This window comes from Tychonema sp. LEGE 07196, assembly GCF_963890365.1.
Taxonomy (GTDB): Bacteria; Cyanobacteriota; Cyanobacteriia; order Cyanobacteriales; family Microcoleaceae; genus Microcoleus.
This window is the reverse complement of the sequence record NZ_CAWPRX010000226.1, coordinates 21,712-33,933: the sequence shown is the minus strand read 5'-3', so window position 1 is coordinate 33,933 and position 12,222 is coordinate 21,712. Positions and strand designations below refer to the sequence as shown.

At 46.9% G+C, this 12,222-nt stretch carries 14 protein-coding genes; 9 read left to right on the top strand and 5 right to left on the bottom strand.

Annotation, left to right across the window (positions count from 1 at the left end):
• Positions 1-103: 103 nt before the first annotated feature.
• Both psaX and lipA read right to left on the bottom strand, forming a co-directional pair.
• On the bottom strand, positions 104-208 hold the full coding sequence (gene psaX, locus AACV78_RS28595; protein ID WP_255513042.1) for a photosystem I protein PsaX: 105 nt from the start codon (positions 206-208) through the stop codon (positions 104-106).
• 167 nt (positions 209-375) lie between these two features.
• The gene (gene lipA / locus AACV78_RS28590; RefSeq protein WP_194012678.1) at positions 376-1,338 is read right to left on the bottom strand and encodes a lipoyl synthase; all 963 of its coding nucleotides are present in this window, start codon (positions 1,336-1,338) and stop codon (positions 376-378) included.
• 196 nt (positions 1,339-1,534) lie between these two features.
• Between lipA and AACV78_RS28585 the strand changes: the two genes are divergently transcribed.
• Both AACV78_RS28585 and AACV78_RS28580 read left to right on the top strand, forming a co-directional pair.
• Entirely contained in the window at positions 1,535-2,077 is a 543-nt protein-coding gene (locus AACV78_RS28585; RefSeq protein ID WP_194012679.1) for a response regulator, read from the top strand.
• A 269-nt stretch (positions 2,078-2,346) separates the two neighbouring features.
• Positions 2,347-3,438 (top strand): bifunctional heptose 7-phosphate kinase/heptose 1-phosphate adenyltransferase, encoded by a 1,092-nt coding sequence (locus tag AACV78_RS28580; RefSeq protein ID WP_194012680.1) that lies wholly within the window; start codon positions 2,347-2,349, stop codon positions 3,436-3,438.
• A 302-nt stretch (positions 3,439-3,740) separates the two neighbouring features.
• Here AACV78_RS28580 and AACV78_RS28575 read toward each other — a convergent pair whose 3' ends face one another.
• Entirely contained in the window at positions 3,741-5,519 is a 1,779-nt protein-coding gene (locus tag AACV78_RS28575; protein WP_194012681.1) for a CapA family protein, read from the bottom strand.
• 93 nt (positions 5,520-5,612) lie between these two features.
• Here AACV78_RS28575 and AACV78_RS28570 point away from each other — a divergent pair, with 93 nt between their 5' ends.
• The gene (locus tag AACV78_RS28570; RefSeq protein ID WP_339383819.1) at positions 5,613-5,924 is read left to right on the top strand and encodes a hypothetical protein; all 312 of its coding nucleotides are present in this window, start codon (positions 5,613-5,615) and stop codon (positions 5,922-5,924) included.
• A 302-nt stretch (positions 5,925-6,226) separates the two neighbouring features.
• Here AACV78_RS28570 and AACV78_RS28565 read toward each other — a convergent pair whose 3' ends face one another.
• Positions 6,227-6,433: a hypothetical protein gene (locus AACV78_RS28565; RefSeq protein ID WP_228042530.1), complete on the bottom strand. Its 207-nt coding sequence runs from the start codon at positions 6,431-6,433 to the stop codon at positions 6,227-6,229.
• Between AACV78_RS28565 and AACV78_RS28560 the strand changes: the two genes are divergently transcribed.
• The 6 genes from AACV78_RS28560 (at position 6,432) to AACV78_RS28535 (ending at position 11,966) form a co-directional block, all read left to right on the top strand.
• Entirely contained in the window at positions 6,432-7,232 is an 801-nt protein-coding gene (locus AACV78_RS28560; RefSeq protein WP_228042529.1) for a HEAT repeat domain-containing protein, read from the top strand. The genes AACV78_RS28565 and AACV78_RS28560 overlap by 2 nt on opposite strands.
• Complete coding sequence (locus tag AACV78_RS28555) at positions 7,225-7,395, top strand: hypothetical protein (protein WP_194012684.1); 171 nt, start codon at positions 7,225-7,227, stop codon at positions 7,393-7,395. Before AACV78_RS28560 ends, AACV78_RS28555 begins: the two co-directional genes overlap by 8 nt.
• Positions 7,396-7,506: 111 nt before the next feature.
• On the top strand, positions 7,507-8,595 hold the full coding sequence (locus tag AACV78_RS28550) for a glycosyltransferase family 4 protein (RefSeq protein WP_194012685.1): 1,089 nt from the start codon (positions 7,507-7,509) through the stop codon (positions 8,593-8,595).
• 131 nt (positions 8,596-8,726) lie between these two features.
• Positions 8,727-9,488, top strand: a complete 762-nt coding sequence (gene map / locus AACV78_RS28545) for a type I methionyl aminopeptidase (RefSeq protein ID WP_194012686.1) — start codon at positions 8,727-8,729, stop codon at positions 9,486-9,488.
• A 533-nt stretch (positions 9,489-10,021) separates the two neighbouring features.
• Positions 10,022-10,951: a S66 peptidase family protein gene (locus AACV78_RS28540; protein ID WP_194074362.1), complete on the top strand. Its 930-nt coding sequence runs from the start codon at positions 10,022-10,024 to the stop codon at positions 10,949-10,951.
• Between the two features lie 211 nt (positions 10,952-11,162).
• Complete coding sequence (locus AACV78_RS28535) at positions 11,163-11,966, top strand: hypothetical protein (protein WP_194011474.1); 804 nt, start codon at positions 11,163-11,165, stop codon at positions 11,964-11,966.
• On the opposite strand, the gene AACV78_RS28530 is transcribed toward AACV78_RS28535, so the two are convergent.
• Positions 11,959-12,222 (bottom strand): hypothetical protein, encoded by a 264-nt coding sequence (locus AACV78_RS28530; protein WP_194011475.1) that lies wholly within the window; start codon positions 12,220-12,222, stop codon positions 11,959-11,961. The genes AACV78_RS28535 and AACV78_RS28530 overlap by 8 nt on opposite strands.

Here is a 12,222-nt window from a genome sequence, read left to right as displayed (position 1 = left end):
CTCTCCCACTCTCCCCCTCTTCCCCTCTCCCACTCTCCCACTCTTCCCGTCTCCGACTTTGAGCTACCCAAAAGCAGGGTCTGCTAAAATTCAGGCGGCAGAACTATTCAATGATATGGAAATAATAGGCTGCAACCAGGAAATTGATACCTAACAGCAACAGAAACCACGCTGCGCGAAAGGTGTAAGGGAATTTGCCCGTTTTCATCACGGAGTCGGATTTTAATTGGTTCTTTGCTATCTCTGCCATGATTCAAGCTCCTAATTCATAAGTCACTGTATTCACAAATAGCAGAGAGCGTGGCATATTTGCACAATCCTTTAGTGTTATTTTTTGTAACTAGGAGTTTATACCGAGTTAAATTGAGATTGATTTCAATCGATCGCTCCTGCGTGGTAGGAACTGCGGACGAGAGGCCCGGATCGCACGCGCTCAAACCCCATCTCTCGGGCGATCGACCCAAAACGGTCAAATTCGGCCGGAGTCCAGTATTTACGCACTGGGAGGTGTTCTAGAGATGGTCTCATGTATTGACCGAGGGTGAGCCGATCGCACTTGGCGTCCCGCAAATCGGCCATCGCTTCGACAATCTCGGCGGAGGTTTCCCCGTGTCCCAACATCAAACCGGATTTGGTGGGAATAGTTGGGTCAAATTCCTTGACAATACGGAGGACGCCGATCGAGCGATCGTACTTAGCCCCCCTCCGCACCGGCCCTTGCAAGCGTCGCACCGTCTCAATATTGTGGTTGTAACAAGCCGGTTTTGCCTCCACCACCGTCCGAATCCGCTCTCGCTGCAACTCGTCGAGGTCGGAATTCTCCCCGTCGGGGACACCGCCCCTACCGATTCCTCCCCAAAAATCTGGCGTCAGTACCTCAACTTCAGTATCTGGGTTTAAGAGGCGGATTTGGGCGATCGTCCTTGCAAACCAACCCGCACCCCCATCCGGCAAATCGTCCCTCGCCACCGAAGTCAGCACCGCATAACGCAAACCCAACAATTGCACAGCCTCGGCCACCTTTTGCGGTTCCTCCGGGTCTAGCGGCATTGGAGAATGACCTTTATCTACTTGACAAAAAGCACAAGCGCGGGTGCAAGTTGGCCCCATCAACAAAAAAGTCGCCGTTTGTTGGGCGTAGCACTCGCCCCGGTTGGGACATCTGCCCTCCTCGCAAATCGTGTGAATTTGCCGCTGTTTAATAATTTTCTGCACTTGGGAAAGTTCGCTAGCTTTGCCAAGGGGTCGTCGCAGCCATTCCGGCATCGCTTCGATTTCACCCCGCATTTGGGCGGCTGTTGCTTTGACAGTAGGAGTTTGAGGAGTCTGGGGCGACATAAAATTTAAGGGCGATCGAGTTAATATATTCGATCGTATCCGAAATCAAAGTCCCTCAACTTGTAGCAGCCTCACCCCAAATCAAAATCAGGCGGCCATTGCAGCAAAACAATATTCCCCAGAATTCTGGGTAGAATTCGGTTAGGGATATACTAAAGGTTGCGAATCTCATCACTCATTACTGAAGGAGTCAGTCGTGGCTGGTCAAAAAATCTTGGTAATCGATGACAGTAAAGTCATCCGCGTCCGAGTCCGAGAAATGTTACCTCAAGGTAACTTTGAAGTTCTAGAAGCAAAAGACGGCGAAGAGGGACTCAAACTGATCCGCCAAGCCCGCCCGAATCTAATTATGTTAGATTTCCTACTGCCCAAAGTCAGCGGTTGGGAAGTGTATCAAAAAGTGCAAGCCCACGCCGAACTTTCCAAGATACCTTTGGTGATCATGTCGGGTCGCGAAGAAGAGGTGATGGAAAAAATTCCGAAACCCTTCGAGAAGCATTTTTTTGCATTCATCGCCAAACCCTTTGAGAAGAAGCAGCTAACCGAGGCGATCAAATCGGCGATGGTACTGGCCAAAAAGAAACCAGTGCCCGAAGCCGCCGCAGCACCAAGCTCAGGAGCAGGCACTGCCGACATTCAGGCGATGACCCTGAAAATGGCAAAAATGCAAGCGGAAATTGATGCACTCAAAAAACAAATGTCTCAGGTGATTGCGATTATCAAGCAAAAATTGAAATAATTCTGCTGTTTGTTTGCAGGCACTTATGTAGAAAGAAAATGCTACACCGTGAAACTCGATCTTGAGTCTTAATGCAATTATTTGCAATTTTGTCGAGCGAGGGATCTCGCCTGCAGCCTGCAACGGGTTTCTCAAAATCCAAATGAGACAATGAACAAACAGTTAAAAATTAAATCAGGGAGGAAATAATTATTAATCTTTATTAGGACTTTTAAGTGCTGCTCCTCCCATGCTCAACAATCAACTCCTCAGTCTCATTTTTTTGGTTAATGACTAACGACTATTCCGATTTTTTGCCTCAACTGCGTGCCTCAACAGAGCAATTATTGAAAAGATTAGACTGCTTCGATCGAGCGCAGGTATTAGCGATCGGAGATTTGACCTTGGACGAGTTTCTTACCGGACAAGTAGAGCGAATTTCCCGCGAAGCACCTGTGTTGATTTTGCGCTACGAAAATACTCGGCAACTACCCGGAGGTGGCGCAAATGCTGTCTACAATTTGGCCAAACTGGGAGGCAAAGTCAAAGTTGCCGGTTTGGTAGGAAAAGACGACCAGGGAAAGGCTTTGTGCGGTATTTTTGAGGCGGCGGGAATAGATACGGGCGGGATTTTCATCGATTCGCAGCGTCCGACTGTCACCAAAACTCGAATTTCCGGGCACGCGCGACAGTCAGTGACTCAGCAAATTGTCCGAGTCGATCGCAAATCTGACGAGTTGCCGGATTTAGACTTGCAGTTGCAATTAGCAGACTACATCCGGCAGCAAATCCCGACAGTAGATGCCGTGGTTTGTTCCGACTACGGCGACGGAGTTTTGACCAATTTGGCGATCGAATCGGCAGTAGTTCCCGGCAAAACAATCGTAGACGCTCAAACAGATTTGCAGCGATATTCTGGAGCAATGCTGTTTACTCCCAACTTGCCCGAAGCCGAACAAGCAGTCGGATATGCTATCAAAAACCCTCAAACTTTAATGCAAGCAGGACGCGATTTGTTGAACTTAACTCAAGCTCAAAAAATCCTAATTACTCGCGGCGAAGAAGGGATGACTTTGTTTGAAAGGGTGAACGGCGAAGCCATCAAAAACTCACCTCCTCCAACATCGACTTGTGAAAACGGGGAATTTGCCATTCAAAGCTGGGACATTCCCCCTTTTAACAAAACTGATGTATTCGATGTAACCGGTGCTGGAGATACAGTAGTAGCAGCAATGACTTTAGCTTTGTGCGTAGGTGCATCCGGTTGGGAAGCGGCAGTTTTGGGCAATTTAGCGGCTAGCATTGTCGTGCGTCAATTCGGTACGGCGACGACAACAGCAGACGAAATGAAAGAAGCTTTGAAAGTAATGACTTGTGATTAGGCAGTTGGGAGTTGGCAGTTGGTAGTTGGCAATTGGCAGTTGGTAGTTGTTAGTTGTTAATTGTTAGTTATTAATTGTTAGTTATTAGTTATTAGTTGTTAGTTGTTAGTTGTTAGTTGTTAGTTGTTAGTTGTTAGTTGTTAGTTGTTAATTGTTAGTTGTTAGTTGTTAGTTGTTAATTGTTAGTTGTTAGTTGTTAGTTGTCAACAGTCAACAGTCAACAGTCAACAGTCAACAGTCAACAGTCAACAGTCAACAGTCAACAGTCAACTAACTACTGACTACTGACTACTGACTACTAACTACTTACTCTTCTTCAAAATTTGTCCCTTGTCATCAATTGTCAAACCAGTGTTGGGAAAATCGCTCTTTGTCAAACGGCGAATCAACCCCACACTCCTAAAATCTTTATCCACAGACGGAATACCTTGCTTGTCAAGTTCCACGGGGATAATCTTACCAGAAACAAAATCCCCTTGCCGAGTCATTTTCACATCCAAAATCAGAGATTGACCGAGTTCTGCGGCTGTGGACAAAGTGCGATAACCCATAAAATTGCCCAGGGAATAAGCAATCAATTTCCCTTTGTAAAGTTCCACGGCTCTGGTAACGTGCGGGCCGTGTCCTAAAATCAAATCCGCTCCCGCATCAATCATCGTTCGCGAAAACAAAACCATATTTCCCCGGTTTTCTCCGTGAAAAAATTCGTTTCTATTTTTTACATTCAGAGCTCCGGTTCCTTCAGCTCCTGCATGAACGGATATCACTACAATATCGGCGTTTTGCTTCGCTTTTTTGACAAGTTCTGCCCCTTCTTTAAGTTCCAGTAAGGAATTGTGAACTTCGCCGTAGTTGCTGAAACCGATAAAAGCAACATTTACGCCTTTGACATTTTGATAAACAATTTGGTTTCTTTTGCCAACTGCTTTCATGCCGTTGCTGTCGATGTTTTTAATTGTGTCCTTAAATCCCTGCTCGTTAAAATCGTAGGAATGATTGTTGGCAATATTCAAAATATCAAAACCAACATCTTTGAAGATTTTGGCATAACTCGGAGGAGTCCGAAAGGCAAACAGCATTCGTCCGCCGACTCCTTTGGAACTGTAAGGGTAATCGGTCATCGTGCTTTCAAAATTGCCAAACAGAATGTCGGCTCCTTGAAGGTACGGTTTTACCGAATCAAATAAACGCTCCTTATTTGCTGGCAGTTTGTTGGAGGGAAAATTGGTGCCGGGGATGATGTCGCCAACGGCTTTGATGCTGACTGTTGCGGGGAGATTGGCGGGTTTTTGTGCTGCGGGGGAGGGCGATTTTGGAGCGGGTTCTGGTTTGGCTGCGGGCGCTGGTGCTGGTGTCGATGCGCTGCCCGATAGCTGCACTTCACGCACTTGTTTTACCGCAGGTTTTGAGGTTATAGAATTAATGGGGGCGGTGCTGGAGGATTTGTGAAATTGAGCGCGCAAAACAAAGCCGGATATCGGCACGAGAATCAGACTCAGGGCACCGACTGACAGCCAAGATTTTTTAGTTTTAGTGCGGGCTAACTTTGGGCGCGGTGATGGCTTTGGCTGGCGTTGGTTTGTGGGTTTGGGAGTTGGGATTTTCCGGGGTTGGGGCGGAAATTTTTCGGGTGTTGGAGCGGGCGCTGTGGTGACAACACTGTGAGTTTTTTCTCTGGTTGGCAAAGTCACAGGAATTGGGGCTGTACGTAGGCCTGCGGCGGCAGGAATTGGGGCTGCGGCTACGCTAACGGGTGAGGCCAGACTAATGGGTGCGAAAGTTAAGGCTTTTTTTAATTCTACTGTTTGAGTCCAAGCGGGCATTTGTTTACCGACCTGCCGCCCGTAAACTGTTACTGAGTAAACGTTATTTGCTTGGAGTCTTTGCAATCCTTTGATTGCGACTCGCAGACAGGCTTCTTCTGCGGGTAATTGTTCTGCTTCCAGCAGCAGGTGCAGGGTGTCGTTTTCCCGGCTGGCTTTAGCTGTGACTCCGAAGCTGTGGAGTGCTTGGCCGATCAGAAATGCGATCGCCCTTGGGTCGCCTTCTTTTGCTAAATTTAAGATGTCTTGTTGGCTCACAAATGCCTCTACTCTCACACGAAAAATTTAGTTCTATCTTATATCAGATTTTGTGAAACAGGATTAAATGCCGATCGATTTAACTCGGATTAAGTGCGTAGTAAAAAACATAGTAAAAATATGCGGTTTCGCTACCATAAATATACTCAAAAACCCGGTTTATGGCTGCAGCAGCAAATCCTCCCCGTCCAAACCCCGATTTCGATGAGACAAAAAGCGATCGACCGACTCGCCAACGCAACAGTTAAACTCTTGCTTGTGGGACGCTATGGGTCAGAAATCGACGGCAAGCAACAATTGCCGGCCGGCGCATCGCAGCAGGTAACTGAGGCGATTGTTGCCTCTGTTAGGTGTAGCAATCGACTTTGTGGATGCCGCTGCTTTACCTGCTGCAGCCGTTATTGAGACAATTGTGCGATCGAATTCTCGATCGCTACCATCTGGATTAAAGATTTTTTGTGAAAAGCCGTGGTATTTGTAAGTTAGTTGGACTCATAGCAGCTAGGATCGAGCTAACTCAAGGTTACACTAAAGCTCGTCACGCGGCGTTGCCTCTCAAAACCCTGATTGAGTCCTATGGCGCACTACCGCTCCACTTTATGTTTATTGACCTGTCTTGCCTGTCTGGGCGCTGCCTTCAGTCCAAGTGCGGACGGAAGACCACAAACTCTCAATGCTTCGTACCGGGCTGTTTCCCAAGAAATTGCTCAGGCGGACGATCGCCCGGATTCCAAGGCTCCAAAACCCTCTCCGGTGGCGGATAAAAACAAATCTAAGCCGTCCCAACCGCCAAAATCCAATTCCAAAATCCCGAAAGCAATCTCCAATCTAATCGTCATTTTGTCTCGCCAGCGGGGATTCTTAATATTGGGTTTGGCTGCAGTTGTCATCACGGCAGCGGCAGTATTTATCATGCTGAAATTAGTTGGCAACGACGAGTCAAATAATTCTAGGCGTCGAGGGGGAACAGTCGATCGCCGCAACCCAAGAAACTATCGAGCCACCAATCCGCGCGATCGGGCAAAATTGGTCTACCCTGTGGATTTTTCAACAGGCCACAGTCTCGACAACAGCGATCGATCTTTACCGTCTCTCCTGGAATCTGGAGCATCCGAATCGGAGAATGCTGGGCTAGAGGGCGATCGAATTAATGCCCGCGGCGCGCCCTCTGAAACTAACAGCAACGGCTACAGAGAAACAGGTTTCAACGTTCCCGAAACAACTAATCGAGGTGATTCGCTAGCGACAAATAAGAAAAAAAATATTTCCCTTGCACAAACAGATGATACAAATAACGTTGATATTATTGAAGCACTGATTGAGGATTTGCAGCACCGAAATCCAGCTTATAGGCGCAAAGCAATTTGGGAACTAGGCCAGCAGGGAGATTCGAGAGCTGTTGAACCGTTGCTAGATTTGCTAGCAAATTCCGACTCAAACCAGTACAGTTTAATTTTGGCAAGTGTCTCAGAAATTGGCATTCGCACGCTCAAACCCATGAATAATGCCTGGTCAATTTCGCTGCAAAATGAAAACCCAGAAGTGCGAAAAAATGCGATTCGCGACTTGACTCGAATTTACGAAATGGTGAATCAAATCAGTTATTTATTGCACCGCGCGACTAACGATCAAGATGCAGAAGTTCAGGAGACTGCTCGCTGGGCAATCAATCAGTTAAATCGCATCCATCCTCGTTCTGAAAGGGATGATTAGTCATTGGGAATTGGGCGAAGCGAAGCGGAGGGATTGGCCCGCGCAGGGCATTGGCCCGCGCAGGGCATTGGCCCGCGCAGGGAATTGGTCAACAGTCAACAGTCAACAGTTAACAGTTAACAGTCAACACGACGAGCGATCCTATGCTAAAATAAATGACTGATGACCAATAACCAATAACCAATAACCAATAACCAATAACCAATAACCAATAACCAATAACCAATAACTAATAACCAATAACCAATAACCAATAACCAATAACTCATGACTAATGACTACTAATAACTCTTTAAAATTATTGTTTTTATCAACTTCTGTCGGCCAACTCGGTTCGGGGTTGGGCGGTGGAGTCGAACTTACAGTCCTCAATATTGCCAAAGAATTACACCGGCGCGATCATAAAATAACAGTTGTAGCACCAGTCGGTTCAGTCTTGGAATCAATTCCAGTAATCGAGATAGCGGGAGATTTGCAAGTAACTGCCCAAACACAAGATTACAATGATTCTATTGTGATGCCCGCCGATGCTGTGCTGGCGAATATGTGGGAATACGCGCGCCAAGTTCAGGATGAATGGGATGTGATTGTTAATTTTGCCTACGATTGGTTGCCGTTTTATTTGACACCTTTTTTTAGGACTCCGATCGCCCATTTTATCAGTATGGGCTCTCTGGTGCGATCGCTCGATCGCGTCGCTGAACAAACCGCCGCCCAATTTCCCGGTACGATCGGAGTTTACACCGCTTCCCAAGCCGAAACCTTTGCCTTTGCCGCAGAATGTCAGTTGTTGGGAAGCGGCATAGATTTATCGCTGTACGAATTTTGCAGCCAACCACAATCAAAATTAGCTTGGCTAGGCCGCATCGCCCCGGAGAAAGGCTTAGAAGATGCGGTGGCGGCAGCAAAAATTACAGGCCTTCCCCTAAAAATTATGGGCAAAATGCAGGATGAGGATTATTGGCAAAAAATTTGTGCAGATTACCCTGATGCTCCGGTAGAATATTTAGGGTTTCTGACAACAACCCAAATGCAAGAGCAAGTCCGCCAGTGCCGAGCCTTGTTGATGACACCGCGCTGGGTAGAAGCTTTTGGAAATGTCGCGATCGAGGCTTTAGCGTGCGGTGTGCCGGTGATTGCCTACGCGCGCGGGGGCCCCGCCGAAATTGTTCGAGACGGCCACACGGGCTTTTTAGTGGAGCCTGACAGCGTAAATGGCTTGGTAGGTGCGATCGCCCGTTTAGACCAAATTGACCGCAGCGCTTGCCGGCGACAAGCAGAGGTAGAATATTCTTTGGAAGCTTTGGGCGATCGATTTCAACACTGGTTCAACTCGATTGCAGCTAGTAGGGTGCATCAGTAATAGTAGCAAAATTGTGAGAAATCTCCGCTGACTGAGCTCCTTGAGAAATTGATTGAACGCTAGTTCAAACTTCATCTAAAATTGAGTTAAATAAACTCCTAATCGACCACAACAAAAGACCGAAAAAAACTATGCCAACCGAACGTCTAGTGCTGCTATCCAGCAGAGAAATAGAAAAAATGCGTCAAGCCGGCAGCTTAGCAGCTCAACTTTTGTTGCATCTCGAACCAATGATCAAACCAGGAGTTAGCACCCTCCAAATTAACGACGAAGCCGAACGTTGGACTCTAGAACGCGGAGCAAAAAGTGCTCCTTTAGGTTACAAAGGCTTTCCAAAATCTCTGTGCGCCAGCGTCAATGAAGTAGTCTGTCACGGCATCCCCAATGCCAAACAAATTCTCAGAGAAGGCGACATTATTAACATAGACGTAACCCCCTTAGTTGATGGCTATCACGGCGATACTTCTAAAACTTTTTTTGTGGGAACACCTTCACCAGTAGCTAAAAAATTAGTTGAAGTTACCGAAGAATGCTTGAGAAGAGGAATTGCTGAAGTCAAACCCGGTGCTCGTACCGGCGACATCGGTGCAGCAATTCAAGAATATGCTGAAGCACAGGGTTTTTCGGTAGTGCGAAATTTTGCCGGACACGGCGTGCACCGCGTTTTTCACACCGAACCGGAAATTTTGCACTACGGGAAGCGGGGCACAGGAAAAAAACTCAGAAAAGGCATGGTTTTTACGATTGAACCAATGATTAATGAGGGAACTTGGGAAGTAGAAATATTGGGCGATGGTTGGACTGCAATCACTAAGGATAAAAAACTTTCGGCTCAATTTGAACACACCCTAGCCGTGACAGATTCCGGGGTAGAAATTCTAACTTTACCTTAGCAATCATTAACAAACAATCTCAAAAACTCACTCCTAAATCAATAATTAACCAGATCCCGTAGGGGCGGTTTAACCGACAATATCTAACGATTATCAACAATCTAGATAAACCCGCCCCGCCACTTCATCGTCCTGTATTCATCTCTCTATTGTCTTCCTCTGTGTTCTCTGCGCCCTAGTAAGGTTAAATCATTCCGATGCAACCACAACCGATAACCCATATCAACCTGAAAATTGCCTCAAATTCGACAATGTAGGTTTGTATTTATGAGTAGGCGGGGTGGGTTTGCGAGATTGTCTGTTGCAGTTAGAAATCATCTGTAAAACCCGTCCCGACGGAATTACGATCGATTCACCAAACACGATCTAATACCAATTTCATAAAGTATCGCTAGATATTACCCCCCCAACCCCCCCGATGCTTTGGGGGGGCTAAGACTTCATCTATACCACCTCTTTAGAAAAATGGTATAACAAATAACAAATAACCAATAACCAATAACCAATAACCAATAACCAATAACCAATAACTAATGACTAACATTAAATGGTTGCAACCTGGAGATTTGCTCAAAGTAATTGCACCTAGCGGCGCGTTGCGAGAATTAACTAACTTTGAACGCGGTTTGGAAATTTGGAAATCCCGCGGCTATCGCATTGAATTAACACCCGGTTTTGACGATCGCACTGGCTACTTGGCCGGTTCCGACACAAACCGCGTCCGACAGCTCGCAGAGGCCCTCAGTGACCCAGATTGTCGCGGTATTCTATGTGCTAGAGGCGGTTTTGGCAGCACTCGACTTTTGGAAAAAGGCAAAGTGGGAGATTGGGCAAATTCTCAGTTTCCCACTCCCGATTCCCATGGGCCGAAATGGTTAATCGGCTTTTCCGACATTACGGCTTTGCTGTGGAATGACGACAAATTGGGGATTTGGGGCGTTCACGGGCCGATGCTGACAACTTTGGGCGCGGAACCGGATTGGTCTGTCGATCGACTTTTTGACTGCATCGAAGGCCGTCCGTTACAATCTTTGCAAGGTAAAGGTTGGGGCGGTGGAAAGGCTTTGGGGCGGCTGTTTCCGGCGAATCTGACGGTGGCTTCTCATTTGCTCGGAACCCCGTATCTACCAGATTTGACCGGGGTTATTCTCGCATTTGAGGATGTTTCTGAGGCTCCTTACAGGGTCGATCGAATGCTAACTATGTGGCGGATGGCGGGGGCTTTTGCAGGGGTGCGGGGGATTGCTTTGGGGCGTTTCAGCCGCTGCGAGATTGACCCGCAGATTCCTACTTTTAGCATAGAAGAAGTTTTGCGCGATCGGCTTTTAGACCTAAATATTCCCATTGTCTCGGATTTACCCTTTGGTCACGAGGGCGTTAACGCTGCTTTACCAATGGGAATTGAGGCGAGTATCGATGGTGAATCGGGATTGCTGATTTGTGGGGATACATCGCAACTTTAAAAGCTGCATCAACGTCTATAAGTTTGTAGGCTGCGTCGGGGGAAAAATTATTAGTCTGCGGTTAAAAAAATCAGCCCAGACGCACCCCAAAATAACGAAAGTTGAGACTAATGGTTGAGACGGTGGGCAGAAATTAGATTTAAAATGGATTGTGTATGCAAATGTCCGCGCCCAGAAGGCAAAAAAAATTTATAATTTTCCAGAGGTTGACATGAAAAAACACAACTTGTTAAACAGTATTACTACCGCTGTGCTAGTTACAGGATTGGCACTTACGGGGATTTCTTCGAGTGCGGTTGGCGAACAAATACGAAATAACGATCGCATAGATGGAGTAATTCGCCGCACTTCCCCAATTTACCGTTTCCGAAATATGTGGACACCGGGCTCTCCGACAGAAGAATTGCGCGGTCAAGAATACACGTTCAGCGCACGGGAAGGCGACAACATTGAAGTATTTTTAAATACAGATAGAAGTCGCGGTTTTACTCCCGTGATGGTACTATTTTACGGAAACAACAAACAAGTAGCTTTTACCCAAGACCGTTCTTTTAATTATCAAATTCCCCGCAGCGGCGATTACAAGTTGTTAGTATTAGCAAAAGATGCTGCTAGGGGCGGTAGTTACACCCTAGAAGTTGCGGGAATTGATGGCGACAGGCGGGCTAGCAATAGGTGGGATGACAGAAACGACAGGAACAGAAACAACCGCAACTACGACGGAGAACGGATTTTGCGAGATGATTTTGGCTTGCGGCCTCTTGATTGTCGCGTGAGACGTACTATGGTGAGAGTAAGGTTTGAAGATGGTGACAGAAACGCGACTTATTGCGCTGAACCGAGTCGCAAGTATCCGCAGGGAGACTATTATTACAATCCGCGTACTAGAGATTTAGACTCGGCGAGGGTGGATAATAGTAGATTCGACGACGATCGCCCTAATGATAATAACTGGTACGATCGCGATCGCGATCGATGTCGCGTATCGGTAGGCGGAGTGTGCGTTACTAGGTAAGCTGTTCGTTGTCATTGCGAAGACTATTTCTTGTCATTGCGATGACAGATAAATGGCATCTACCCATCAAACCCAAAGAAACCGGTTTTTTTTGCGAATCTGCCGACTGCGACGAAGAATTATCGCCAAAAACCCGGTTTCTGAACCCCGCGTCAGTCCGAATCCAGATACGCAGGTCAGAAATAGCTGGTGCGGCCCGATCGCCGAATTTTCGATCGAAAAGGACGATCGCACAGTGGTAAGCTACCAAAGGCAT